Source organism: Mesorhizobium sp. BR1-1-4, assembly GCF_020165375.1.
Taxonomy (GTDB): domain Bacteria; phylum Pseudomonadota; class Alphaproteobacteria; order Rhizobiales; family Rhizobiaceae; genus Mesorhizobium; species Mesorhizobium australicum.
Genome location: NZ_JAIUIB010000003.1, coordinates 295,380 through 320,143 on the forward strand (window position 1 = coordinate 295,380; position 24,764 = coordinate 320,143).

The window sequence follows — 24,764 nt, forward strand, 5'->3', positions numbered from 1 at the left end:
AACGGAAGGAGGCAGAGATGGCCGAACGGTCTTTTGCCAAGGAAGTCGAAAAACTGAGGCTCGGCGCCGGCGAGGAATTCGCCGGCGAGGGCATCCTCGCCATCACCAAGGCGCTGCTGCAGTGCGGGGTCGGCTATGTCGGCGGCTATCAGGGCGCGCCGATCAGCCATCTGATGGACGTGCTGGCCGACGCGCAGGACATTCTGGGCGAACTCGGCGTGCATTTCGAGGCGAGCGCCTCGGAAGCCACCGCCACCGCCATGCTCGCCGCTTCGGTGCATTACCCGATCCGGGGCGCGGCGACGTTCAAGTCGACCGTCGGCACCAATGTGGCTTCAGACGCACTGGCCAACCTCGCTTCCGGCGGCGTCACCGGCGGAGCGCTGATCATCGTCGGCGAGGATTATGGCGAGGGCTCCTCGATCATGCAGGAGCGCAGCCATGCCTTCGCCATGAAGAGCCAGGTCTGGCTGCTCGATCCCCGTCCCAACCTGCCGTCCATCGTCAAGGCGGTGGAGGATGGCTTCGAACTGTCGGAAATCTCCAACACGCCGGTCATGCTGCAGGTGCGCATCCGCTGCTGCCACGTGCATGGCCATTTCATCGCCAAGGACAACAAGCGTCCGCCGATGACGGTCGCCGATGCGCTCGAAGCACCGCGCCGCGACACCGGCCGTATCGTTCTGCCGCCCGCCTCCTTCCTGCACGAAAAGGAGAAAGTGCAAAAGCGCTGGCCGGCGGCGGTGGATTTCATCGCCAGGAACAAGATCAACGAGTTCTTCGGCTCGGACCATGGCTCGGTCGGCATCGTCATGCAGGGCGGCATGTACAATTCAGTCATTCGTGCGCTGCAGCGGCTCGGCCTTGCCGACACCTATGGCGAGACCGACGTGCCGCTCTACGTGCTGAACGCCGTCTATCCCCTGATCGACGACGAATTCCTCGTCTTCTGCGAAGGCAAGCAGGCGGTGCTCGTCGTCGAGGAGGGCCAGCCCAATTATATCGAGCAGGCTTTTGCCGCGATGCTGCACAAGGCCGGGCGCGGCACCAGGCTGGTCGGCAAGGAGCACCTGCCGATGGCTGGGGAATATACCGGCCAGGTCATGCTCGACGGTATCGGCGCCTTCCTGCGCGCCGAGGCCCCGCATCTGCTGCCGGGCGAAGTGCGCGCACCCAACAAGGTCGGCGACGGCGTCGACACGGCGGACCTGATCAATGTCGTTCCAGGACGACCGCCCGGTTTCTGCATCGGTTGCCCGGAGCGGCCGATCTTCGCCGCGACCAAGCTGGTCGAGCAGGAGCTCGGCAAACATCACATCGCTTCTGACATCGGCTGCCATCTGTTCTCGATCATGCCGCCCTTCGAACTCGGTGCCACCACCATGGGCTACGGACTCGGACCAGCCTCGGCCTCGGCGTTCAACGCGCCCGATGCCAAGCGCCGCTCTATCTCCTTCGTCGGCGACGGCGGTTTCTGGCACAACGGCCTGACCTCCTCGATCGGCAATGCGGTGTTCAACAAGAATGATGGCGTCACCGTCATCGTCGATAATTTTTACTCGGCCGCCACTGGCGGGCAGGACATCCTGTCGTCGCGCGCGGGCAACAAGACCAAGTCGACCAAGCATCCGATCCCCGAGGCGGTGAAAGGCATGGGCGTAAAATGGCTGCGCCATGTCGACCGCACCTACGATGTCGGCAAGATGCAGGACACGCTGCGCGAGGCGCTGACGACTGACGAGAAGGGGCCAAAAGTCATCGTCGCTTCGTCGGAATGCATGCTCAATCGCCAGCGCCGCGAAAAGCCGCTGGTCGACAAGGCGATCAAAGGCGGCGAGCGTGTCGTCAAGCCGAAATTTGGCGTCGACGAGGACATCTGCACTGGCGATCATGCTTGCATGCGGCTCTCCGGCTGCCCATCGCTGTCGGTCAAGTCGCTCGACGATCCGCTGCGCGACGATCCGGTCGCATCGATCGACCAGAACTGTGTCGGCTGCGGCAATTGCGGCGAGGTCGCCGATGCGGCGGTGCTGTGCCCGTCCTTCTACCGTGCCGACGTCGTGCACAATCCAAGCCGCTGGGACCGTTTCCTGGAGACGGCGCGCCGCGCGACGATCGGCTTTCTGCAGAGGCGGCGCGAAGGCCGGCGCCTGATATTCGCCAATGCTTGATCCTGTTCCTTCCTCGCGCCCCCGGTCCGGTGCTGCCGATGAGCCGGTGATCAAGCTCGCCGTTCTGGCCGTCGGCGGCCAGGGCGGCGGCGTGCTCGCCGACTGGATCACCGACGTCGCCGAGCGCAATGGCTTTGTCGCGCAATCGACCTCGGTCGCCGGCGTCGCGCAGCGCACCGGCGCCACCATCTACTATATCGAAATGGCCCGCGACACCGGCCGCCTGCCGGTCTTCGCGCTGTCGCCCTCGCAGGGCGATGTCGATATCCTGATCGCCGCCGAATTGATGGAAGCCGGCCGAGCCATCATCAGGGGCTTCGTCACCCCCAACCGCACGACGCTGATCGCTTCCTCGCACCGCATCGCCGCCGTGTCGGAAAAGATCGAACCGGGTGATGGCCGCGCTTCGTCGTCCAAAGTCCACGCCACGGCCGAGGCCGCATCGAAGCGCTTCATCGCATTCGACATGGAAAAGATCGCCGCCGACAACGGCTCGATGATCTCGGCCAGCCTGCTTGGCGCGCTGGCCGGCTCCGACGCGCTGCCGTTTACCCGTGAAAGCTACGAGCAGGCGATTGGCACCGGCGGCCGTGGCGTCAAGGCCAGCCTCGCCGCCTTCGCGGCTGCGTATGATCGTGCGCGCGGCACGGCGGCGCCGACGGCGAACCCGGCGATTGTCGGATCTGCCTTGGGTTCGGGACATGTGAGTGGCCCGCGAAACCTGTTGCAGGGATGGCAGGCGCTTGCCGCTCGCATCGACCTGCTGCCGGTTGCCGTGCGCGACATGGCGCTCAGGGGCCTGAGAAAGGTCGTCGACTACCAGGACATCGCCTATGGGCGCGAATATCTCGACCGGCTGGACAAGGCCGTCGCGATTGACAGCTTGGATCCAACCCATGCGCTGTCAATCGCGGCCGCCAAGCATCTGGCCAACGCCATGTGCTATGACGACATGATCCGCGTCGCCGATCTGAAGACGCGCTCGACCCGCGACAGGCGGGTGCGCAAGGAGGTTGGCGTCAAGGATGGTTCGGTCCTGCAAGTGACCGAGTACTTCCATCCGCGCATCGAGGAGTTCTGCGGCACGCTGCCGGCGAGGCTGGGCAGCTACATCGAGGACCGGCCGAAATTGGCAGCCTTCCTCGACCGCCGCATCAACCGGGGCCGCCGCATCCGCACCGACAGCTTTGCCGGCTTCGCCGCTTTGTGGTTCATCGGCGGCCTGCGCCGCTGGCGCCGCCGCCTGCTGCGCCACAAGGTCGAGACCGCGCATCTTGACCAATGGTACACGCTCGCGCTTGGCTACGTGCCGGCGGATTACGCGCTTGCCGTCGAAATCCTCAATTGCCGCCGGCTGATCAAGGGCTACAGCGACACGCATGTGCGCGCCCACTCGAAATTCGACCGCGTGCTGTCGGCGCTTGATCTGCTCGAGGGCAGGGCCGACGCCGCCGACTGGATCCGCCGCCTGCGCGAGGCGGCGCTGAAGGACGAGAAGGGCGACATGCTCGACGGCGCGTTGAAGACCGTGGCGACCTTGGGCCCGGCAACGGGCAACTGAGCCGCACGTCCCGACAGACTTCACCGGGCCATCGGCCCCGTTGGTATGCTCGAAGCCTCGGAGGGTCACCCCGTGGCGCCCTCGGTCCTGCGAGGGCTGGTTTCGACATTCGGACCATCAACCGGTTTGGTGAACGCTGTTCATTTTTCCCCTTGAACGATGTTCAAAGCGTGATAGAGTGCGATTGTGAACGACGTTCATTTCGCAGCGGCCGAAAGCCGCGGATGGGCAAAAGCGCAGCAAGAAAGTTTAACCAGCTCAGGACTATCACTAAAACTGAACAGCGCCTGCAACCCGCAGGGCCTATCGGCACACTGTCGAAGGGTTCCGCCAGATGGAAATCGCCATGAACACGCATCTCATGCTTTCGCGGCGCTTCGCGCCACTTTTCTGGACGCAGTTCCTGTCCGCCTTCAACGACAATTTCCTCAAGAACACGCTGGTGTTCCTGATCCTCTTCACACTGGCCGCCGATCAGGCGGCCTCGCTGGTCACTTTGGCCGGCGCCGTGTTCATGGCTCCATTCCTGCTCCTGTCGGCGCTGGGCGGCGAGATCGCCGATCGCTTCGACAAGGCGCTCATCGCCCGCCGGCTGAAATTTGCCGAGATCGGCGCCGCTGCCGTCGCGGTCGTCGGCATCGCGCTGTCCTCCATCCCCGTGCTGATGACCGCGCTGTTGATGTTCGGCATCATCTCGGCGCTGTTCGGGCCGATCAAATACGGCATCCTGCCCGATCACCTCGAACGCAAGGAATTGCCGGGCGCCAACGCCTGGATCGAGTCGGCGACTTTCGCCGCCATCCTCGGCGGCACCATCGCCGGGGGCGTCGTCTCGGCCGATGGCATCGGCGTCTTGGTCTTCGGGCCGATCATGATGATGCTCGCCGTCGGCTGCTGGGCCGTCAGCCGCCACATCCCTTCAACCGGTTCCGCGGCGCCCGACCTCGTCATCGACAGGAATGTCTTTCGCTCGACCTGGCGCCAGGTCAGCGAATTGCGCACGGACTCACGGATCTGGCGCGCCGGCCTGATGACGTCCTGGTTCTGGCTGATCGGCGCCATTGTGCTTTCGATCCTGCCGACGCTGGTCAAGGATCAGCTCGGCGGTGGCGAGATCGCGGTCACCGCCTATCTCGCGGTGTTCGCTATCTCGATCGCCATTGGCTCGGCAATCGCCGCGTGGATGTCGCAGGGACGCATCGTGCTCTTGCCCGCACCGGTCGGCACGGCGCTGCTGGCGCTGTTCGGCCTCGACCTCGCATGGACCATCTGGAGCATGCAGCCTTCGCCCAGATCCGAAACCCTTGGCCTCTTCTTCGCCGGGCCAAACACGATCCGTGTTGCGATCGACCTCGCCGGCATGGCCATTTCCAGCGCCTTCCTCGTGGTGCCGACCTTTGCCGCCGTGCAGGCCTGGTCGCCCGAGGCGCGCCGCGCCCGGGTCGTCGCCGCGGTCAGTATCGTCAACGCCGGCTTCATGACCGTCGGTGGCTTGCTCGTCGCCATCATCCAGGCAGCCGGCGTCTCGACGGGAGGCATCTTGTTCGGCCTCGCCCTGGCCAATGCCATCGCCGCCTGGCTGATGCTGAAATACCTGCCGACCAATGCCTTCCGCGATTTTGTCTCCATTCTTTTCCGCGCCTTCCATCGGCTGGAAGTCGAAGGCCTGGACAATCTCAAGGCCGCGGGCCCGGCACCCATCCTGGCGCTGAACCATGTCAGCTTCCTCGATGGACCGCTGGCTCTGACGCTGACCAATGAGGAGCCGGTCTTCGCCATCGACTACACCATTGCGCAGGCCTGGTGGATGAAGCCGTTTTTAAAGCTGACCCGCGCGCTGCCGCTCAATCCGTCCAAGCCGATGTCGACACGCACGCTGATCAAGATCGTGCAGAACGGCGACCCGCTGGTCATCTTCCCCGAGGGCCGCATCACCGTCACGGGCGGGCTGATGAAGGTCTATGACGGTGCCGCCATGGTGGCCGACAAGACCGGCTCGATGGTGGTGCCGATCCGCATCGAGGGGCTGGAGAAAAGCCCCTTCTCGCGGCTGACGGCGCAGCACGTGCGCCGCCGCCTGTTCCCGAAGGTCAAGGTGACCATACTGCCGCCGGTCAGGCTCAAGGTCGACGACGAGCTGAAGGGACGCAAGCGGCGCGCCGCCGCCGGCGCCGCGCTCTACCAGGTGATGTCCGACCTCGTCTTCCGCACGCAGCATATCGACAAGACCGTGCTCGAAAGAATCATCGAGACGGCGACCGAGCGCGGCATGAAGCAACTTGCCGTGCAGGATCCGGTCGCCGGTTCGCTGAGCTACGGCAAGCTGCTCACGGCTGTCGCCGTGCTCGGCGAGAAGTTCGAAATGCTCTATGCTGGACAGGACACGCTCGGCATCATGCTGCCCAACGCCAATGGCGCCTGTGCCGCGCTGCTCGGCGTCATCTCCGCCGGCAAGGTCCCCGCGATGATCAACTTCACCGCCGGTGCCGCCAACATCCTGTCCGCTTGCAAGGCGGCGCAGGTAACCACCATTCTGACCTCGCGGGCCTTTGTCGAACAGGCCAAGCTTGGCGCGATCGTCGAGGAGATCGGCCGCTCGGTCGATGTCGTCTGGCTCGATGATCTGCGCGCGACCATCGGCCTCAAGGACAAGCTGCTCGGCCTGCTGCGCAAGAGTACGCCCAGGGTTGCCCGCAAGGCCACCGACGCGGCCGTGATCCTGTTCACCTCGGGCTCCGAAGGGACGCCGAAGGGCGTCGTGCTCACCCACCGCAACATCCTGGCCAATGCCGCGCAAGCCGCCTCGCGCATCGATTTCCATTCGGGCGACAAGGTGTTCAACGTTCTGCCGATCTTCCATTCCTTCGGCCTGACGGCGGGCACGGTGCTGCCGCTGGTGTCCGGCGTCCCGGTTTATTTCTACCCGTCGCCGCTGCACTACCGCATCGTGCCGGAACTGGTCTATGCCTCGAATGCGACGATCATCTTCGGCACCGACACCTTCCTCAGCGGCTATGCGCGTACGGCGCATCCCTATGATTTCCGCTCGGTGCGCTATTGTTTTTCTGGTGCGGAGCCGGTCAAGGCCTCGACCCGCGAAACCTACATGGAGAAGTTCGGCCTGCGCATTCTCGAAGGCTACGGCGTTACCGAGACGGCGCCGGTGATCTCCATCAACACGCCGATGTACAACAAATCGGGCACGGTCGGAAAAATCATGCCCGGCATGGAATATCGTCTGGAACCGGTGATCGGCGTCGAGGGCGGTGGACGGCTGTTCGTGCGCGGCCCCAACGTCATGGCGGGCTATCTCAGGGCCGAAAAGCCGGGCGTGCTCGAACCGCTGCAAGATGGCTGGCACGACACTGGCGACATCGTCAGCATCGACGATGCCGGTTTCGTCAGCATTCGCGGCCGCGCCAAGCGTTTCGCGAAGATCGGCGGCGAGATGATTTCGCTGGCTGCGGTGGAAGCTCTGGCGGGCGAGCTGTGGAAAGGTTCGCTCTCGGCGGTCGCGACCGTACCGGACCCGCGCAAGGGTGAAAAACTCGTGCTCGTCACCGAGGCCGAGAAAGCGACGCGCGCCGAGTTTCTGGCGTTCGCCAAGGCAAATGGCGCCATGGACCTGATGGTGCCGGCTGAAGTGCGCGTCGTGGCGCATGTGCCGGTGCTTGGCTCGGGCAAGATCGACTTCGTCGGCGTGACCAGGCTGGTACGCGGCGAAGCCTTGCGGGCAGCCAAGGTCGAGGCAGCCTGATCGCCGCGACAGCGAGACGGCGCCGCGGCAGGAGACGCGGCGCCGCCAGACCTTCAGGCGATCAGGTTGATCATCGGCTTCACAGCACCTGAGTCCGGAAACACTTTCTCGCCGAGCACCGAGGCCGAAAGTCCGAACTGGTCGGCGAGCAGGCCTTTCAGCACCGCCCTGACGTCGCTGGTCGGCGCAAGGTCGCGCTGCTGGTAGAGTTGCGCGGGCTTCAGCCCCGGCCAGTCGGCGATGACGCGGCCGCCCTTGATGGCGCCGCCGGCGAGCAGTACCACGGTGCCGGTGCCGTGGTCGGTGCCGACCGTGCCGTTGATCCGCGCGGTGCGGCCGAATTCGGTGATGGTGACGATTGCCGTATCCTTCCAGCGCTCGCCGAGACCTTTTTTGAATTCCTCGAAGGCACCGTCGAGGCCGCCGAGCAGGCTGGCGAGGCGGCCGGTCGCGCCGCCTTCGTTGACATGCGTGTCCCAGCCGTCGAAGGCGAGTGCCGCGACACGCGGCCCGTCATCGGCCGCGATCAGCCTTGCGGCGCCTTGCGCGGCCTGCCGCATGCCGGCGGCGCTGTCGAGGCCGCCTTTCGGCTTCATCGTCTTGGCGCCCATCTGGTCGTCAAGCGCCATGCGATCGGCGTCGAGACCTTTTTGCAGCGCGACGGCCAGAACCGGATCGCGATGCTGGTAGAGGTCGAGAACGCGCGCCGCGAGGTCGCCGACCGGTGCCGGCAGCGATTGCGGCGCCCAGCCGAGCACGGGAGCCGCGCCACGGATCACCAATGGCGTCGACGGTCCGACGGCCAGGCCGCCGAGTGTCGCCACGCGGTCGCCAGCCGGCAGGTTCTCCAGCGCCCGATTAAGCCAGCCGGTGGCGACATGGCCGGGACCGGCAAAGCCGCTTTCCAGCACATCCTGGCCATCGAAATGCGAGCGCTCGCGATAGCCGGTCGCGGCGGCGTGCACGACAGCCGCCTGCTTGTTCTTGAACAGCCGCGCAAACACCGGCATCGCCGGATTGACCGCGAAGAAAGCATCGAGCGGCAGCGCCGCGTGCGGGCCGGTGAGCGACAGGGCGATGTCGCCATGCAGGCCGGCATAGTCGGGATCGCCGACCGGACCGACGGTCGACAGGCCGTCCAGCGCACCGCGCAGCACGATGACGATGAGGCGCGGGTCGCGGTTGTCGGCGGCACGGGCGAAGCGCGGCAGATAGGCCCAGGCAAACAGCGCGCCGCCGGTCGTCAGCACGGCGCGGCGGGAAGGGTGAGGGGTTTCGCACAGCAGGCTCATGACTTCGTCTCCATGGGAGTTGTCGGCGCCGGACCTATCGTTCGATCTATCGTCGCTGGAATTCGGGCGCCATCAGCAGCAGCGCCAGGCCTTGCTGCTTGGACTCCGCGCGGGCGACCGCCTGCCGTGTTTCGGGCGAGGCGGAGGGACCGACGACCGCGTCGAGCATGCCGTTGGGGTTGCCGATATCCTTCACTTGCCGGGCGGCCTGCCATGCGATGTCGAGGCGGATCTTCATGCCTTCCGCCGATGCCCAGCTGTCCGCCTGGTCGGAAAAGCCGTTCGGTCCCGGTGGGTGCCAGAGCGGCTCGCCCAGCGCGTTGAGCCAGTTGAGCGACTGGCCAGGGTCGTTCGTCGGACCAGGGCCGGCCGCTCGGCGGATGGCCGCGATATAGTCGAAGGGCGAGCGCATCTTGGCCAATGGCGTCGACCACGCTTCCGGCATGTCGACGAGCGCCGCCGCCAGTGCCCTGAGATTGCCGTCGCTCTTGGTGAACACCTTGGCGAGGCGGGCGACCGCCGCCGACGGCGGGTCGTCGGCTATGAAATGGCGGGCAAGTTGCGTGGCGATGTGTTGCGCGGTCGCCGGATGACGGGCGATGTCATTGAGCGCGGCCTCGGCCTGGCCCATGCCGCCAGCCGGATAGGTCTTGCCGAGCAGCACCGCGTCACCCGGCTCATGCGCATTGGCGTTGAAAACGGAACTGCCGGGTTCGCCCAGCCGTCCTTCCCGTCCGGCCATCATCCAGCCGGTCAGGATGCGCGCGAAGCTGGTCACGTCGGCTTGGCTGTAGCCGCTGCCGACACCGAGCGTGTGCAGTTCCAGGATTTCGCGGGCGAGGTTCTCGTTGAGGCCGCGCTGGCGGTTCTTGCCGGCGCGGGAGTCCGGGCCGATCGACTGCTGGTTGTCGAGATAGAACAGCATGGCCGGATGCCGCTCCACCGCCATGAGCATGTCGGCGAAGCGCCCGAGCACGAAAGGCCGGATGGCCTCCCGTTCGAACGCCCCGGCGCTGGCGCGCACGATGTTGTCCTTGGCGACGGAGACGCAGAAATGGTTCGACCAGAAATAGACCAGGCGCTCGACGAAGCCGGCCTCTGCCTGCATCGCCTTGTCGAAGCGCGCCTGTGCCTCCGCCCGGAACAACATAACCTCGACAGGCGGCACGGCGGGTTCGGCCGCGGCCGGGGCGACGGGCGGCGACATGGCCGGTGCGGCGGGTGGCGGCATGACCGAGGCCGCGGCTGGCGTGCCCGCTGGCGGCTGCTCCGTCGCCATCCGCTGCCGGTCCCGCTTGCGCTGGAGATTTGCCGCCATGCTGGCCTGGATGGCCGGCGTGCTCCCCCTTGAGGTCGGCATAGGCGGGATCGTCGAGCGGTATCATGGCGACGTCGGGCCGCCGCAGCTCCGCCTTGAGATAACCGCGAGGGTCGCCGCCCAGTCTTTCGCGGTCACCCGGCCGGGCGCCAAGGCCGAAGCGATTGAAGGCTATCAAAGCGGGATCTGGCAAAGCGGGATCTGGCAAGGCGGGATCTGGCGCCATGGGCATTTTGGTCGCGACAGCCATGTCAACGCTCCATCGTTGGATCTCACGCGAGGCGCGCGACGCCCGATCGGGCTGTTTCCCCAGCTCAAAACGGGGACAGGCGGCCGGGCAGGCGGATGCCGCCGGGCCCCCCGCGCTTACCAGCGGTGCCAGCGGTGCCAGTGGCGGTGCGGATGCCAGCCGTAGTAGGCCGGGCCGTGCCAATAGCGGTAGCGCGGATACACCACGACACGGTTGGGAACGCAGCGCCCCCAGTGATTGGGATGCCATCCAGGCCCGCAACCCCAGGCCACGTGCTCGATCAGCGCCGGGGCGGCCGGCTGCGCCACCATCGGCATGGCGGCGGAGGTCGCGACGGTCGCGGCGGTTCCGGTGAAGGCGAGGACGGCTGCCACCGCATACTGTGTCAGACGGTTCATGACGTTACTCCGAATGTTCTCCGAGAATGAAAACCTGTGCGTACCGATTGGTCCGGCAGGCTTGCCCTTCCTCTTGTTAAACGGCCTCGCGGTCGTTTTCCGTCGGCGGTCACGGCGATTTTTTCGGCTCTGCCGTCGATGGCGGCCCGGCCCGCCTGGCCAGCCCGTCCGCGAGCACGGCGCGATCCCAGGCCGAACCCGCCGTCGCGAACTCGACGATGCGCTGCTCAAGCCGTGTGCGCACGGCGATATCGGCATTGCGCGCCCTTTCCAGCGCGGCCGACAGGGCCGTCGTGTCGAGGACGGGCTGGCGCAGCAGGTCGGCTGCCTCGCGCCTGGCCTGCTGGCCATCGAGGATGACCTGGCGGGATTCGCGCCGCACGTCGCGCAGCGCCTTTCGAAACAGCACGCGTTCCTGGTGGGGAAGCCGGCTCCCGGCGGCTTCCAGCGAATAACCCTGGCCGGGCTTGCCGCTTCTTATCCAGACGGCTCCGCCCGCAAGCGCGCCGGCCAGGAAGACATTCAGCGCCACGGATGCGATGACGAGGTTGCGGCGCGTGCTCATAGGTCCTCCTCGATCGTCTCGCCATCGGACCCGGCATCGCCGAACGCCGTCGCATTGGCATCGAGCACATAGCGGTCGGGCTGAAACTCTGGCGTGACGACGCTCACCAGGGCCAATCCGGCGATGGCGCCGGCCAGGCCGATGCCGGCGAGTCCAAGACCCAGCCACCAGGCCCGTCGGCGCCGGCGCTGGACGAGCAGCCGGTCGGCCATTCGCAGGATGCCGCCGTGCAGTGCCGCGCCAGGCGCCATGACGTCATAGCTGTCGAGCAAGGCGTCGAGTTTGCCTGCCTGCCCCAATATGGCCGCGCCCATCTCGGTCCTTGCGAACGTCGCGCCGGTCGGGCGGTTGGCCTGCGGCCACCGCCGCAAGTCGCCGCCATAGGCCGCCGCCAGAGCCGCAAAGCGCTCGGCATCCATTGCCGGTTGGTTCCTGGACCCATCAGACATCGGTCTATCCTTTGCCGGTTGGCGCCGCGTGTCCGGTTGGATTTCCGGGAAGTGGCCACCGGGCGCCCCCGATGTACGGTGAACGCCTTGCATACATGATCGCGGCTTTCTCATTCATCGACACTATCCTTGGCCAGGATCACCTGCAGCGCCCGCCGGCCGCGCGAAAGCAGGCTTTCCAGGGCATCGACGCTGATCTCCAGGATCGCGGCCGCCTCTATGTTGGACATCTCCTGATAGTAGACCAGGAGGATCGCCTCGCGCTGGCGCGGCGCGATTGCCTGCAAGGCCTGCTCGACCCGATGCGCCTCCTCGCCGGGATGGGCATCGGGAAGCGGGGCGGGATCGACAATGTCCGGCACCTGGTCGGTCACCTGTTCGCGGCGCCGGCGCAACCGGTCGTAACAAAGGTTGAGCGTCACCCGGTGGATCCAGCTGTCGAAGCGTGCATTGCCGCGCCGCCAGCCCGATGCGTGACGCCAGATGCGCATAAAGGTTTCCTGCGCGACATCCTCGGCCTCCGCCGCATCGCCGAGCATGCGCGCGGCCAGCGAAAGGATGCGCGGCAGCTTGCGCGCGACGAGCGTCCGCACCGCCGCGGGGTCGCCGGTGCCGACCCGGCGAACCAGCTCCTCGTCCGGGTCGGGGCTCATGGGTTGGCGCACACCCAATGTCCATCATGCGTCATAGCCTCTTGGTCATTGCTCCGGCTTGGGAGCGGATTTGTGGCCCGGCATCTCGTCGCCCGTCAGAATGCCGTCGCCATTCTTGTCCAGCCTGGCAAAGCGCTTGGCGAAGAACGCATCGAGCTCGGCCCGGTCGATGAAGCCGTCATGGTTGGAATCGATGCGCGCGAAGGATTTGGCGGGATCGCCCTTGACGTTGCGTTTGGCCTGGAAGGCCTCCCATTCCAGCAGGCTGATCTTGCCGTCGCCGTCCGTGTCGGCGGCCATGATCGCCTTCTCTCGCCGTTTCTGGAACTTGGCCAGCGTGATGTCGGACTTGGCGGCCGACGATGTCGCGGCGGGCGGTGTGGCGGCCGGTGGCTGTGTCGCTGTCTGGGCCAGAGCCGCGGTGGTCAGCAGGCTCAGGGCAGCGGCAAGGATCGAACGGTGTATCATGCTTCACGTCTCCGGTTGGCGCATTGCCATGGCCCGATGCCATGGTCATGCTTCAACCGTTAAACGTCGTGATCGCAGAAATCCGTCGGTCGCCATGCCTATCACGCCGCTTGCCGGCGATGATGGACCTTGGCGGCCCAGGGTACGGCAGAACACCTCGTCCGGCGCATCTGAATTGCGCCGGGCCAGCCCGCTCGTTGGCGAAGGCGGGAATTACGTCGATTGGTCGGCGGCTATCAACTGATCCGATTTGAAGCCGGCATGCTGCGGGGTCCACACGTCGCCGTCTTTGTTGAACCAGTGGCACAGATACATGCCGGAAGCGGCGCCGTCGCTGACCGTCATTTTCGGGCCTCCCGACCTCAGCTTGACGACGTCTCCGGTCTTGAAAGTGTTGGGCATTTGGACCTCCCATGCTGACACCCGACATTTCATACCAAAACCGGGGTCCCGACAATGGCATATGGGTCTTCTGGGCTACTGTCTTATGCGGCAACGCGGAGACATCGCCGACGGCATCATCGGGGCGAACCGGGCAACCCCCCAACAGGTCAGTCTACCTCGATCACACGCCTGGCCGGCTTCCCAGTCGGCTCCCGTCGGCGCGCAGGCGGGGCCTTGTCCGCCAATGCCTCCTGCTGCAGTCTCTGCTCCCTCAGGCGGGTTGTCTTGGCGTCCCTTGCGTGACGCTCGGCATCCAGCACCAGCCTCGCCTCGCGGTCCGCTCTTGCCAGCTTTTCCTTGTCGACACGCCTTGGCAATTCAAAACCTCCTGTCATGGAACTGTCGGCAGGAAATGTGCGACCCAAGTGTCTGTTCCAAAAAAATAGAAATGCGCGGTCCATCATTTGTTGTTGAGATTTGAAAATCCCGGATTGCGTGCTTTCGCGAGTTTTCCAGGCCCGGAGCAAGTCGCGACTTGCCTCGCGGGTCTTCGGCCAGATCTGCACCGCTCCCGAGTTGTTGTCGATCGACGGGCAGATCCTTGCATCCATGGCAAACGCAAACGGCCGGGGATTCGGGCCTCTTCCGCGCGTCCAGGCAGCTTCGACCATCGGTTTGAAAAACTGGTGCCGCTTAGGTGACTCGAACACCTGACCCCATCATTACGAATAACCGGCGGATCGAAAAACGCAACAAGATCAATAAGTTAGGAGGGCATAATTGCCGGTAGACCAAAGTAGACCACTTTTGCCGCGTTTAACTATCCGATTTCGGAGAGCATTTCTTTCTGGCTCGGGATTGTGGGCCGCTAAAACCATTCAATGGGCATTTCCTCGATCAACGACCGTGCATATGCGGCGGCTACCAGCGACGCGTACTGCTGCCAGACATCCGACTTATGATCATCGCAATAGTCGCAAATGCCGCGAATGACAAAAACGTCTTTTCCTTGCGCCCATGAAGCATGCTGGATGCCACTGGCCTCCATCTCCACCGCGCGAACCTTGAAGCGATCCCGTAGTTCATCACGCTGAACCGGGTTCTTCTGAAGCGTATCAGATGCCGCAATGCCCCCAGAATGCACTATAGGGTTTGCAACATCCGCTCTTTGCGGGTGCGCGACTACAGCCGCACCTTCATGCAAAATGTCAGTTTCTGAAGCAGGGCGTCGGTAGTCAGGCAGCCGATCTTTTAGGACACTGCTGACTATGTCTCTCCAGGGATGACGCCCCAGAATCGCTTCACTTCGCATGTGATTGGCCATGCCTAGTAGCTTAGCCGAAGGCTTTTGCGGGAAGGACCGGATTTCGCGCCCCTCCCGCGTCTCCTTGACGAAATCTGAAGCCAAGATGCCAGTCTCATCGGAAATTACGATGTCGCCCAGCCTAACATGCTCATCTGGTTTCTCAGGGTTCGGGCAGCCCCCAGCTATCCCCACGACAATTACATGCTGTAAGTTAGGAAACGAGCGGATCGCATTCGAGGCGAGCGCTGATGCGTTCAACGTACCCATACCGCTGGTCGCTAATAAAATTGCACGCTCATGTCCTGCTTCATCGTGAAAAACACCAAGCTCGTAGAAGTTGGGATCGTCGACCACCCCAACTCTCTCGCGGACATCAAGTGTCGCCTTAACGGCGGCTGTTTCCTTTGGAAGGGCCGTCACAATTAAAACCTTGGCGGCGTTAGCTCGAACCGTGGTGTTTTCTAGCCTCGTAGAGGCGGCCTTAGGGGTTCTCTGCTTCATCCCATGCTGGTTTTTGATCGCCTCCTTTGCCGGTCGATCCATTCTGGCGAATAAGTCTTCGCTCTCTATTTGGAGAGCCATCTTACGCAAATCCAGAGCGAGGGGCGTCGAGCGTGCTGCCGCCTCGATTCGTGCTCGCAATAGAGACCCCGTGTTTGCGGTGCGATAGATATCCATCACGGGTGTGGCATACGGCGGATAGCGCTGGGCATTGTGCGCCATATGCTCCAGTAAGCGATTCCTAATTGAAGGCGTTTCCTCATCATCAAACCAATCCAAGACTAATCGTTCAATTGAGTCAAAAAAGATGTCGCGGATACCGATGGATAGCCCCTCTCTAGCTTCAGACGAGCTGTCCTCCGAGCCGAATATGAGATATTCGTTGTAGCGCCGCGCCGTCTCAGCATCAGAAGTTAGCAGCTGATAAACCCATCCTCTTACGTTTGCAGGATGACATTCAATATCGCGGAGCGGAAGTCGAAGTTCTCCGATGCCCATGTGGGGGTTCTCACAAGTTGCCCATACAGAATATTGCGCCACTAAGGAATCTGGGTGGGAATTTAGATCGCCTATTATCTGCGAGTTGCTAAACGATCGTGAGAATAAATTTTCAGGGCTTTTATTTAGACCCACAAGTAGCATGGCGAATCTGAGCTCGGCTGGGCTGGCAACCTCTATGTTTAAAATGCTCTTTCCGAGGTCCCCTTGATAAGAATTATTATATTGAGCCGCTGCGAATAGAAGAGCTCCTTCGAGCGGCATATCTTTCTGACGGAGGGTCTTTCTGAGTTCGTCCGAATCCACCATCGAGGACAACGCGGATACACCCGCTCCCAATGTGTCAGGGTCACCGCGATTGTCATTCAATGAATTAAGAATAGGGCCGATTACTCGTTTAGTACCTAGTAGAGCGAGGCAATTGAGAGACCATCTTCGCACTTTAGGGCTTTCGTCATGAAGGAGCCCCAAGAGTACAACTTCCACTGGGTGAGGGTTGCGAAGTCTATAGCCGTTTCGGTACAACTTGCAAAGCCGCTGTAGACCGACTTTTTTGCTCTCTGAATCCCGATCTCGTAGTAACAAATCGATATATGCGGCTGTATCGCTATCTATATTCCCAGCATTTCGGTGAGTCATACGTTACTTGACTCAAAGCCACGTTGCGCCCGTTCAAGTACCAACTGCGACCATGGGTCGAAATCTTCGAAGTGATTAACCCTATCGACGTCCATCCATTTCAAATCATTGATCGCAAGCCGCCTTGTGAAAGGTTCAAACCATTCTGGTGGTTCGAAGTGCACAATCCCTAGTAGGTCATGCGTCACACCGTTTGAGGTTGATATGAAGCAGTCTAGGGCGGCATACTGAGACACATCCAAGTCAACTTGGCCATCGGTCATATTTAAATCTGTAGCAAGCGCTCGGAGACCACTTCCGACAATGCCGTGATCGGCCCGATCGAAAAGAGTCATATCCGTATCGACCACGGGCGTGAAAAACCCGACGGACCGGCGTTGTAGAAAGCCATCACGACCTTCGCGATAATGACCATGTCGATAGGTTAAGACCAGGCGATCACGAGTTACTATAACAAAAGACCATATCAAGACATCCTGATCTGTCCTTTGTGCCGAACTCCGAGCATAGTGAAATTCATCCTTACCGATGAGGCGAAGGAGGGCGTTTGAGGGTACCGTTGAGTGGTCAACAAGGTCTCCCAGCGTCTCCAAATGAATTGCCAGCGCATTGCGATAGGGCAGTTCCCGCCGCCGTCGTCGCGCTATTACCGGCCGTCGGTAAGACTCGGGCAAACTCTCATCGTCGACTAAAGCTGTGAGAAAGAAGTATCCGGGAGCCGTCCTGAAGAAGGCGCTGCGTTCCCGTCTGACCAGTATATCCTCACTCAGCCGAGCTTGAAGGGTTTTATGCTGCGTCTTCCCGTGGAGACGCGAGGACGCGATCCCCATTGTGTACGCCGCCTTGAGAATCGCGCGTGGCGTTAGGGGTTTGCGGGCCACCCGCAACACCTCCTCAGCCATGGACAGATAGGAATCCAAAATGGTCGCGCCTTAGTCTTTAGAGAAATCTAACGAACATCTTAGTCCAATAGCCGGTCAAAACGAGTCCCGGCAATTCGGTTCACTATCCCGCTACTTCGCCAATCAGTTCGACGAAATTGGCAAAATCGAAACCTGCGGCGCGGAGTTCAAAGAGCATTCTAATCGGCCTCTGAGACCATATCATTCTAAATGAGTTTGTCACTCCGTTGGCGGAGTAGCTCCGTTGTAGACCACGGTAGACCAGAAAAGACACTAAAAAACACTAGCCGGCAAAGAATAAGTCTCCGTTAAGTGCTTGATTTAAAATGAAGTTTTTGGTGCCGCTTAGGTGACTCGAACACCTGACCCCATCATTACGAATGATGTGCTCTACCAACTGAGCTAAAGCGGCCCGGGAGGCCAAGGCCTCCAAGATGGGCAGGGTGATAGACTCAACCGGCCGCGAATTCAAGATGCGACTTGGCAAATCATGCAAGAGCCGCGCCCCGATCGAAACCGGCGTTCTGGCGTCCCTGCATGCCCGGAATCGCCGACATGTTCCGATTTTGTTTGCCGGAACATCGTGAAAATAGACTTTGGACGGTCTGTCGAGGCAGAATGCGGCTGCCCGCCCGTTGATTGATTGGTCGCCTGCGGCTAACCATCATGAAAGCTTGGGACAATTTGCAGAGGGATCTCGCTTGGACGCGATCGAAAAAGCGATCCGGAACGCCCTGGAAAAGGGCAATGCCGAGGACCGTGCGTTCCGCGAGAAGGTCTATCGTTCGGCCTTCGCCGCGCTCGACCGCGCGCTCCAGGCCAATCCCGGCGTGACCGTGGAAGTCGCCATCAAGCGCCGCAAGGCAATCCAGGCAAAAATCACCGAAATCGAATCCGAGTACCTGCCGGCGGTGCCCGGTGTTGCCCCGCAGATCGACGCGCCGGCGGTCGAGGCCGCGGCCGGCGCGGCGCCCGCGGTCGAGGCGGGCCCAAGGGCGTCATCGCCCGCTGTGACCGTCGACGGTCCCGGGCAGCCCGCTTCCGACGCACCGCGCTCGCGCGTGCTGCCGGTGGTTCCCGACATTATGCCGGATGCGACCCTGCCCGGTGCGCCAGCCATCGACATGTCGGTTCCAGCCTCTTCCGGTGCCGCCACGGAAGTCGCGCCCGATCGCGATGAGCGGCGCATTCGAGGCCGGCGGCTGCCGCTGACCGCCATTTTCTTCACGGTGACGCTGCTCGCGGCGATTGGCATCGGACTGTACTTTGCCATGCAAACCGGTGTGTTCAAGACCGCCGCGCAGCTCAATACCGCGCCGCCGGAAGCGCCGCCGACCGTAGAGGACGACGATTTCACCCCGACCGATGGCGCCAACGCGCCGGCAAAGCCCGGTGCCGCCGACCAGTCGCGCGACTGGATCAATGTGTTTTCACCGACCGACCCGACGCATGTCGCCGCCCCGTCTGACGCCAAGGCCGAGGTGATGAAGGACGACAGCGGGCCGTTCCTGCGCATCCAGTCCGGCGCCTCCGGCTCGGCGATCGCCTTCGATGTCGGACAGGGCGTGCTGGAAAAACTCGCCGGCAAGCACGCCGTGTTCGACATCATCGCCAGGGCCGAGGACGGCAAGGACACGCAGATCTCCGTCGACTGCAATTTCGGCGAGCTCGGCGACTGCGGCCGCAAGCGTTACGCGGTCGGCCAGCAGAAGAACGAGTATCTGTTCGACGTGAAGTTTCCCGACAAGCATCCGGGCTCGGCCGGAACCATCGCCATCAATTCCGATTTCGACAAGCAGGGCAAGGCGGTCGACGTCTACGAGATCCGTGTCTCGGTCGAACCCTGAACTGAATTCGTTGTGACTGATACATCGACAGTCCCTAGCGGTCGAGCAGCGCCTGCAGGGTTTCTATGCGATCGGCCTCGTTGGCCGGTTTGTCCCAGCGCAATCGTGAAATCCTGGGGAAACGCATGGCCACACCCGATTTGTGCCGGGTCGAACGGTTGAGTCCCTCGAAGGCGACTTCGAGCACCAGGCCATTGTCGCGGTCGGCGCGCACCGAGCGCACCGGTCCAAAACGCTCGACGGTGTTGTCACGGACATACTTGTCGATCTGCTTCAGCTCTTCATCGGTGAATCCGAAATAGGCCTTGCCGACCGGCACGAGTTCCTCCTCGCCCTCGGCTCCGGACCAGACGCCGAACGTGTAGTCGGAATAGAAGCTCGAGCGCTTGCCGTGGCCCCGCTGGGCATACATCAGCACCGCGTCCACCGTGTGCGGATCGCGCTTCCATTTGAACCATGGACCCTTCGGCCGGCCGGCGACATAGGGCGAATCCCAGCGCTTCAGCATCACGCCTTCGATGATCGGATGCGGCGGCGCGCGGCGCAGGTCCTCGAGCGACTGCCAATCCGTGAACGCGACGAAGGGGGAGAGATCGAAGCGGCTCGGGTCGAGCGTCCCGATGAAGGCTTCGAGCCGGCCGCGTCGCTCGCGGAAGGACAGTCCGCGCAGATCCTCCGTGCCGATCTGCAGCACGTCGTAACAGCGCATGAAGGCTGGATATTGCTGCTGCATCTTCGGCGTCACCATCTTGCGGTTCAGCCGCTGCTGCAGGTCCGAGAAGGTTCCCGTCGCTTCTCGCGGATCGCCGACAAGCAATTCGCCATCGAGCGCGGCGGAAAAACGCATGGCGTCGGCGAGGTCTGGAAAGGCCCCTGAGACATCGTCGCCGGTGCGCGAATAGAGCCGGCGGATGCCGCCTTCGGCTACCGCCTGGACCCGGATCCCGTCCCATTTCCATTCCGCCGCGTAGTCGGCGGGATCGAGCTTTTCGAGGTCGCCGTCACCGACCGGGTTCGACAGCATGACTGGGCGAAACAGCGCCATCGCCGTGTTGCGCGGTTTTTCGGCCTTGCCTTCCAGCCAGGCGAAAAGCGCCGTGTAGGGCGGCGATAGCCCATGCCAGAGTTCCTCGATCTCGGCGACGTCGACCTTGCCGAAATCGGCCAGCGCCTGTTTGGCCAGCCGCGCCGAGACGCCGATACGCAGGCCGCCGGTGACCAGCTTGATGATGGCAAAGCGTGCCGAGATGCCGGCGCTGTCGAGCAGCCCCGTCAGCACCTTCGGTCCATCGGAGCGGCTTGCCGCCTGCAGCTTGGCCACCACCTCGCCAAGCGTCGGCTCGCGGTTGGCGATCCTGCCAGGCGTTTGCGGCCAGACCAGCGACACCGTCTCGGCGAGGTCGCCGACATAATCGTAGGAATAGCCGAACAGCACCGGGTCCATGCGTTCGGTGACCAGGGTGCGCAGCATGGCCGGCTTGACCGCGGCAATCTTGAGATCGCCGGTGATGGCCGCCAGCGCCAGGCCGCGATCGGGATCCTCGACGCTGCGGAAATAGTCGATCAAAAGGGTCAGCTTGCCGTTGCGCGACGGCGTCAGCACCAGGCGATCGAGAAGCTCGGCGAAGCGGTTCATGCCGTCAATCGCCCTCATCCTCATAGCCTACCAGATGCAGCGGGCGGGCGGCGATGCCTTCCAGTTCGCACCAGCGCACCAGCGCTTCCTCGCGGCCGTGCGTGACCCAGATTTCGGCGGCTCCGGTCTCCTTGATGGTGGCGGTGAGTTCGTCCCAGTCGGCATGATCCGAGATGATCAGCGGCAGTTCGACGCCGCCTTGCTTGGCGCGCTGGCGGATGCGCATCCAGCCCGACGCGAAGCACGAGATCGGATCGGGAAAGCGCCGCGCCCAGCGGTCGGCGAAGGCCGATGGCGGGCCGACCACGATGGCGCCGGCGAAATCTTGCTTGGCCCCGCTCTCCACCGTCGCCGGCTCGAGATCGCCGAGATCGATGCCCTGGCTCTGGTAATACGCGCTGAGCCTGGCCAGCGCGCCATGGATGTAGAGCGGCTTGTCGTAACCGGCGTCGCGCAACAGCCGCATCACGCGTTGCGCCTTGCCCAGCGCGTAAGCCCCGACCAGATGCGAGCGCTCTGGGAATTGCGCCGCCGATTTCAGCAGCCGGGCGATCTCTTCCGTGTCTGGCGGATGGCGAAACACCGGCAGGCCGAAAGTCGCCTCGGTGATGAAGATGTCGCAGCGGATCGGCTCGAAGGGCGCGCAGGTCGGATCCTTCTGCCGCTTGTAGTCGCCGGAGGCGACGATGCGCCTGCCCTGGTGCTCGACCGATATCTGCGCCGAACCCAGCACATGGCCGGCCGGATGAAAGCGGACATCGACGCCGTTGAGGGCAATCGTCTCGCCGAACCTGGCGGCTTGCGTCGTCCCCGCGAAATCCTCGCCGTAGCGAAGTCCCATGATGTCGAGCGTCTGCTGTGTCGCAAGCACCGAGCCGTGGCCGGAACGCGCATGGTCGGAATGGCCGTGCGTGATCAGCGCCCGGTTCACCGGCCGCACCGGATCGATGAAGAAATCGCCCGGCGGGCAGTAGAGGCCTTCGGGCCGGGGATGAAGCAGGTCGCTGGCGCGCATGATGCCAAGATAGGATATAATTCCGCTGCGGAAAGCCTGTTGCCCGAGACTGCTGACTCCCGGACAAAGCCTGTCCAATTCGGTTCAGCTTCGGCATTCCTTGCTCTACAGAGATGGGCGGCCGGCTCCCTGCAGGTGGAAACCATCATCATGAAACCGCTTCAGACCTCGTCGGGCGACCCGAACGCCGATCGCCGTGCGGACTATGCCGAAATGCTCGTTGCCTCCGGCGATCATGCCGCTGCCGCCGAGTTGCTGCTCGGCGGCCTGGAACTGGCGCCGCAATGGGCAATGGGCTGGTTTCGCCTGGGCGAGATGCAGGAGGCATCAGGCAGGCTCGACCTGGCGGCGCAGGCCTGGAGGACGGCGTTGAAACTGGATCCGGCCGATCGTCAGGGCGCGGCTCTCAAATTGCAGCTGATCGGCAAAGGTCCGGTCTTTATGGCGCCGCCCAGCGCCTTTGTCGAAACGCTGTTCGACCACTATGCAGAGACCTTCGAGACGATGCTGGTCGGCAAACTCGACTACCGGCTGCCCGAGGTGCTCGACGCGGCCATCCGCAAGGCAAGGCCGGGCCGCTTCCGCCTGGCGCTCGACCTGGGTTGCGGCACTGGGCTGATGGGCGAGAAGCTGAGGCCGATCGTCGACCGGCTGGAGGGGTTCGACATCTCGGCAAGGATGCTGAAGAAGGCGCGGGCAAAAGGCATCTACGACGCGCTGACGAAAGCGGATTTGCAGGATTTTTCCTATTCAGGCGACAAGGCCGATCTAGTGACGTCAGCCGACGTGCTGATCTACATCGGCGGCCTCGAAGGTCTCGTGGGAACGGTCGCCGGCCTGCTCGCCGAGGGTGGCCTGTTTGTCTTTTCAGTCGAGAGCCTGGCGGAAGGCGGTGGCGAGTTCGCGCTGCAGCCCTCCCGGCGCTACGCCCATTCGGATGGCTATGTCGTACGGACCCTCGAGGCCAACTGCCTCTCGGTCCTCGCGCTGGAGCCGACAACCATCCGCTGGGATCGCCGCGAGCCTGTCAAAGGCCTGGCCGTCGTGGCATGGAAAGCCGGTCCCCTGTGAGGGCAACTCTTTGCGCTGCTGCGAAAAAGTCCGATTTGCGTGCGCGACTGATATTTGCGATCTGGTCGCATCAGGGCGGGATATCAGGAGGAGCACTTCGATGCGCTGGAACGTGATGATTTTGGCGTCTTGCCTCGTAACCACCGGCTGCGTGGGCAATTCAGCGTCCGAGCGGCAGGACGCCAACGTCGAGTCCTCGCTGCAATATGACAGCGTGCCATGCGATCAGTTGCTGGCGCGGCGCAACGGATTGGCGCAGCAATATAATCTCCCCACGACCGCCAAGCCGACCTTTTCCAATCCCGCCATGGGTTTTGGCCCGTTCACGCCCGACATGCGTTCCAAGGCTCAGCGCGACAGCGACAAGGCGTCAGGCGAAATCGATGCCATGAACCGGTCGATCGATCGCCGCGACTGCGGCAAACCGGACAAGCAGAAGAAGTTCGCGCTGCCTGGCTGATGCGTGTTGCCCAAATGAAGCTCTCGGACCTCGGCGACCGCATCTGTATCCTGGGCCCGTCGAACAGCGGCAAGTCGACGCTTGCCGACGCGATCGCGCGCAAGCGTGGCCTGACACCCATTCATCTTGATCTGCTCTTTCACCTGCCCAACACGGATTGGCTGCAGCGTCCGAGGGACGAATTCATTGCCTTGCATGACGCAGCGATCGCCGGCGAACGGTGGGTGATGGACGGAAATTACTCGGTTTGCATGCCGCAACGCTTCCAGCGCGCGACCGGATTGATCCTGCTGGACATTTCCACCCCGGCAAGTCTGCTGCGCTATTTCAGGCGTACCTTGTTCGAGAAGGAGAGACGCGGAGCCTTGGAGGGTGGGCGCGACAGCATCAAATGGGACATGATCCACCACATTGCCGTGACCACGCCGAAAAACCGCTCGAGATACCGGGTGACGTTCGAGCAGGTCAACCTGCCGAAGCTGCAACTGTCGTCCGCCAATGCGATCAAGAAATGTTTTCAGGACTGGGATTTGGCCAGGTGACGAGGACGTCTGGCTAGAGCAATTCCCGGAAAAGTGCGTAGCGGTTTTCCGTCCGGAATTGCGTAAAAACAAAGAATTAGAGCGGGTCGGCGATTCCATAAAACGCTGAACCGCTCTAGTATCCTGCCTTGCGGTCCACCAGATTGTCGAGCCTTTCGCCGCGTTCGAAAGCGTCCATCTGGCGCAGCATGAGCGGCGCCAGATGGGCTGGATCGGAAGTCGCCGCGGCATGCGGCGTCACGAACACCTTCGGGTGGTTCCACAACGGGCTGGTCTTCGGCAGTGGTTCCACCTCGAACACGTCGAGGCTCGCCTCCTTCAGCGTGCCGTCATCCAGCGCGCGCACGATGTCGGCGTCCTTCTGCAGGCGGCCGCGTCCGGCATTGATCAGCACCGAGCCGCCGAGGCCGTTGCGTTTCCTCAATTCCTTCAGCACGCCGTAGTTGATGATGCCTTGCGTGTCCGGCGTCAGCGGCAGAAGCACGACCAGAATGTCGGTGGCGTTGAGGAATGGGATCAGCCCGGCTTCGCCGCCATACGTCGCCACCCCTTCCATTGGCCGGTCCGTGCGCGACCAGCCATTGACCGCAAAGCCCAGCGACAGCAGCGCCGAGGCTGCCGCGCGGCCGAGACTGCCAAGTCCCATGATGCCGACGGAAATGTCACCGGCCGGCCTCTGCTGTGGCTCGTGCCAGATCTTCTTTGGCTGCTGCGACCGGTAGAGCAGGCCCTGGCGATGGTGATCGAGCACCCGCCAGACGACGTACTCGGTCATGTACTGGGTGAGGTTGTCGGCGACGACCTTGACGATCGGCACGTCGGGCAGGCCGGGATCGGCGAAGATATGGTCGACGCCGGCGCCGATCGAGAAGATGGCGCGCAGATTGGGCAGCGACGACATCAAATTGGGCTTCTGCTTCCACACCACCGCATAGGTGATCGAGGGATCCTTGGGGGCGTCCGGTTCCAGCACCACCTCGCGCTCGGCCGACAGCAGGTCGCGCCAGCGCTGCGGATGAAAGCCGGTGACGGCAAGCAGGATGCGGCCTTTTTCCATCGCGGTTCGTTCAGTCCTTCCTTG

At 63.0% G+C, this 24,764-nt stretch carries 20 protein-coding genes, 1 tRNA gene and 1 pseudogene; 7 read left to right on the plus strand and 15 right to left on the minus strand.

Annotated elements, in window-relative coordinates:
• Positions 1 to 17 precede the first annotated feature (17 nt).
• From LB571_RS07690 to LB571_RS07700, 3 genes are all read left to right on the plus strand, one after another.
• Entirely contained in the window at positions 18 to 2,171 is a 2,154-nt protein-coding gene (locus tag LB571_RS07690) for an indolepyruvate ferredoxin oxidoreductase subunit alpha (RefSeq protein ID WP_224593483.1), read from the plus strand.
• Positions 2,164 to 3,732 carry an indolepyruvate oxidoreductase subunit beta family protein gene (locus LB571_RS07695; protein WP_140723055.1) on the plus strand — a complete coding sequence of 523 codons (1,569 nt, stop codon included), beginning with the start codon at positions 2,164 to 2,166 and terminating at the stop codon, positions 3,730 to 3,732. Before LB571_RS07690 ends, LB571_RS07695 begins: the two co-directional genes overlap by 8 nt.
• Before the next feature lie 346 nt (positions 3,733 to 4,078).
• Positions 4,079 to 7,489 (plus strand): acyl-[ACP]--phospholipid O-acyltransferase, encoded by a 3,411-nt coding sequence (locus LB571_RS07700; protein WP_224593486.1) that lies wholly within the window; start codon positions 4,079 to 4,081, stop codon positions 7,487 to 7,489.
• 53 nt (positions 7,490 to 7,542) lie between these two features.
• On the opposite strand, the gene LB571_RS07705 is transcribed toward LB571_RS07700, so the two are convergent.
• From LB571_RS07705 to LB571_RS07760, 12 genes and pseudogenes are all read right to left on the minus strand, one after another.
• Positions 7,543 to 8,781, minus strand: a complete 1,239-nt coding sequence (locus LB571_RS07705) for a DUF1501 domain-containing protein (RefSeq protein WP_224593489.1) — start codon at positions 8,779 to 8,781, stop codon at positions 7,543 to 7,545.
• 46 nt (positions 8,782 to 8,827) lie between these two features.
• A pseudogene (locus LB571_RS07710) lies at positions 8,828 to 10,325 on the minus strand (DUF1800 domain-containing protein).
• A 140-nt stretch (positions 10,326 to 10,465) separates the two neighbouring features.
• Positions 10,466 to 10,747, minus strand: a complete 282-nt coding sequence (locus tag LB571_RS07715) for a GCG_CRPN prefix-to-repeats domain-containing protein (protein ID WP_224593491.1) — start codon at positions 10,745 to 10,747, stop codon at positions 10,466 to 10,468.
• Positions 10,748 to 10,856: 109 nt separating this feature from the next.
• The gene (locus tag LB571_RS07720) at positions 10,857 to 11,312 is read right to left on the minus strand and encodes a periplasmic heavy metal sensor (protein WP_224593494.1); all 456 of its coding nucleotides are present in this window, start codon (positions 11,310 to 11,312) and stop codon (positions 10,857 to 10,859) included.
• On the minus strand, positions 11,309 to 11,761 hold the full coding sequence (locus LB571_RS07725) for a hypothetical protein (RefSeq protein ID WP_224593497.1): 453 nt from the start codon (positions 11,759 to 11,761) through the stop codon (positions 11,309 to 11,311). The genes LB571_RS07720 and LB571_RS07725 overlap by 4 nt, the downstream gene beginning before the upstream one ends.
• Before the next feature lie 110 nt (positions 11,762 to 11,871).
• Positions 11,872 to 12,414 (minus strand): RNA polymerase sigma factor, encoded by a 543-nt coding sequence (locus LB571_RS07730; protein ID WP_140821438.1) that lies wholly within the window; start codon positions 12,412 to 12,414, stop codon positions 11,872 to 11,874.
• 45 nt (positions 12,415 to 12,459) lie between these two features.
• Positions 12,460 to 12,882: an EF-hand domain-containing protein gene (locus LB571_RS07735; protein ID WP_224593499.1), complete on the minus strand. Its 423-nt coding sequence runs from the start codon at positions 12,880 to 12,882 to the stop codon at positions 12,460 to 12,462.
• A 213-nt stretch (positions 12,883 to 13,095) separates the two neighbouring features.
• A complete protein-coding gene (locus tag LB571_RS07740; protein WP_015314066.1) occupies positions 13,096 to 13,284 on the minus strand; it encodes a YodC family protein in 189 nt (62 codons plus the stop codon).
• Positions 13,285 to 13,433: 149 nt separating this feature from the next.
• Positions 13,434 to 13,976, minus strand: a complete 543-nt coding sequence (locus tag LB571_RS07745) for a hypothetical protein (protein ID WP_224593502.1) — start codon at positions 13,974 to 13,976, stop codon at positions 13,434 to 13,436.
• Positions 13,977 to 14,134: 158 nt separating this feature from the next.
• Positions 14,135 to 15,571: a hypothetical protein gene (locus tag LB571_RS07750; protein WP_224593505.1), complete on the minus strand. Its 1,437-nt coding sequence runs from the start codon at positions 15,569 to 15,571 to the stop codon at positions 14,135 to 14,137.
• Positions 15,572 to 16,206: 635 nt separating this feature from the next.
• Positions 16,207 to 17,112: a winged helix-turn-helix domain-containing protein gene (locus LB571_RS07755; RefSeq protein WP_224593508.1), complete on the minus strand. Its 906-nt coding sequence runs from the start codon at positions 17,110 to 17,112 to the stop codon at positions 16,207 to 16,209.
• A 336-nt stretch (positions 17,113 to 17,448) separates the two neighbouring features.
• Positions 17,449 to 17,524 (minus strand) — tRNA-Thr (locus LB571_RS07760).
• A 289-nt stretch (positions 17,525 to 17,813) separates the two neighbouring features.
• Here LB571_RS07760 and LB571_RS07765 point away from each other — a divergent pair.
• The gene (locus tag LB571_RS07765; RefSeq protein WP_140614815.1) at positions 17,814 to 18,959 is read left to right on the plus strand and encodes a hypothetical protein; all 1,146 of its coding nucleotides are present in this window, start codon (positions 17,814 to 17,816) and stop codon (positions 18,957 to 18,959) included.
• Between the two features lie 34 nt (positions 18,960 to 18,993).
• On the opposite strand, the gene LB571_RS07770 is transcribed toward LB571_RS07765, so the two are convergent.
• Positions 18,994 to 20,595: a cisplatin damage response ATP-dependent DNA ligase gene (locus tag LB571_RS07770; protein ID WP_224593876.1), complete on the minus strand. Its 1,602-nt coding sequence runs from the start codon at positions 20,593 to 20,595 to the stop codon at positions 18,994 to 18,996.
• Positions 20,596 to 20,599: 4 nt separating this feature from the next.
• Positions 20,600 to 21,610 (minus strand): ligase-associated DNA damage response exonuclease, encoded by a 1,011-nt coding sequence (locus LB571_RS07775; RefSeq protein ID WP_224593511.1) that lies wholly within the window; start codon positions 21,608 to 21,610, stop codon positions 20,600 to 20,602.
• 150 nt (positions 21,611 to 21,760) lie between these two features.
• On the opposite strand from LB571_RS07775, the gene LB571_RS07780 reads away from it, so the two are divergent.
• The 3 genes from LB571_RS07780 (at position 21,761) to LB571_RS07790 (ending at position 23,683) form a co-directional block, all read left to right on the plus strand.
• On the plus strand, positions 21,761 to 22,681 hold the full coding sequence (locus LB571_RS07780; protein WP_224593513.1) for a methyltransferase domain-containing protein: 921 nt from the start codon (positions 21,761 to 21,763) through the stop codon (positions 22,679 to 22,681).
• A gap of 100 nt (positions 22,682 to 22,781) precedes the next feature.
• Complete coding sequence (locus LB571_RS07785) at positions 22,782 to 23,141, plus strand: hypothetical protein (RefSeq protein ID WP_140821428.1); 360 nt, start codon at positions 22,782 to 22,784, stop codon at positions 23,139 to 23,141.
• Positions 23,142 to 23,155: 14 nt separating this feature from the next.
• Positions 23,156 to 23,683 carry an AAA family ATPase gene (locus LB571_RS07790; protein ID WP_140614811.1) on the plus strand — a complete coding sequence of 176 codons (528 nt, stop codon included), beginning with the start codon at positions 23,156 to 23,158 and terminating at the stop codon, positions 23,681 to 23,683.
• Between the two features lie 115 nt (positions 23,684 to 23,798).
• On the opposite strand, the gene LB571_RS07795 is transcribed toward LB571_RS07790, so the two are convergent.
• Positions 23,799 to 24,740, minus strand: coding sequence for a 2-hydroxyacid dehydrogenase (locus tag LB571_RS07795; RefSeq protein ID WP_224593516.1), 942 nt, complete (start codon positions 24,738 to 24,740; stop codon positions 23,799 to 23,801).
• Positions 24,741 to 24,764: the final 24 nt, after the last annotated feature.

Excerpts from the sequence above, each read along its gene's own strand:
- LB571_RS07740 (WP_015314066.1), bottom strand. The coding sequence starts at position 13,284 with ATGCCCAACACTTTCAAGACCGGAGACGTCGTCAAGCTGAGGTCGGGA.
- LB571_RS07715 (WP_224593491.1), bottom strand. The coding sequence starts at position 10,747 with ATGAACCGTCTGACACAGTATGCGGTGGCAGCCGTCCTCGCCTTCACC.
- LB571_RS07720 (WP_224593494.1), bottom strand. The coding sequence starts at position 11,312 with ATGAGCACGCGCCGCAACCTCGTCATCGCATCCGTGGCGCTGAATGTC.
- LB571_RS07755 (WP_224593508.1), bottom strand. The coding sequence starts at position 17,112 with ATGGCTGAGGAGGTGTTGCGGGTGGCCCGCAAACCCCTAACGCCACGC.
- LB571_RS07735 (WP_224593499.1), bottom strand. The coding sequence starts at position 12,882 with ATGATACACCGTTCGATCCTTGCCGCTGCCCTGAGCCTGCTGACCACC.
- LB571_RS07795 (WP_224593516.1), bottom strand. The coding sequence starts at position 24,740 with ATGGAAAAAGGCCGCATCCTGCTTGCCGTCACCGGCTTTCATCCGCAG.
- LB571_RS07700 (WP_224593486.1), top strand. The coding sequence starts at position 4,079 with ATGAACACGCATCTCATGCTTTCGCGGCGCTTCGCGCCACTTTTCTGG.
- LB571_RS07695 (WP_140723055.1), top strand. The coding sequence starts at position 2,164 with ATGCTTGATCCTGTTCCTTCCTCGCGCCCCCGGTCCGGTGCTGCCGAT.
- LB571_RS07750 (WP_224593505.1), bottom strand. The coding sequence starts at position 15,571 with ATGGGCATCGGAGAACTTCGACTTCCGCTCCGCGATATTGAATGTCAT.
- LB571_RS07690 (WP_224593483.1), top strand. The coding sequence starts at position 18 with ATGGCCGAACGGTCTTTTGCCAAGGAAGTCGAAAAACTGAGGCTCGGC.
- LB571_RS07780 (WP_224593513.1), top strand. The coding sequence starts at position 21,761 with ATGAAACCGCTTCAGACCTCGTCGGGCGACCCGAACGCCGATCGCCGT.
- LB571_RS07770 (WP_224593876.1), bottom strand. The coding sequence starts at position 20,595 with ATGAACCGCTTCGCCGAGCTTCTCGATCGCCTGGTGCTGACGCCGTCG.
- LB571_RS07790 (WP_140614811.1), top strand. The coding sequence starts at position 23,156 with ATGAAGCTCTCGGACCTCGGCGACCGCATCTGTATCCTGGGCCCGTCG.
- LB571_RS07730 (WP_140821438.1), bottom strand. The coding sequence starts at position 12,414 with ATGAGCCCCGACCCGGACGAGGAGCTGGTTCGCCGGGTCGGCACCGGC.
- LB571_RS07785 (WP_140821428.1), top strand. The coding sequence starts at position 22,782 with ATGCGCTGGAACGTGATGATTTTGGCGTCTTGCCTCGTAACCACCGGC.
- LB571_RS07775 (WP_224593511.1), bottom strand. The coding sequence starts at position 21,610 with ATGCGCGCCAGCGACCTGCTTCATCCCCGGCCCGAAGGCCTCTACTGC.
- LB571_RS07725 (WP_224593497.1), bottom strand. The coding sequence starts at position 11,761 with ATGTCTGATGGGTCCAGGAACCAACCGGCAATGGATGCCGAGCGCTTT.
- LB571_RS07705 (WP_224593489.1), bottom strand. The coding sequence starts at position 8,781 with ATGAGCCTGCTGTGCGAAACCCCTCACCCTTCCCGCCGCGCCGTGCTG.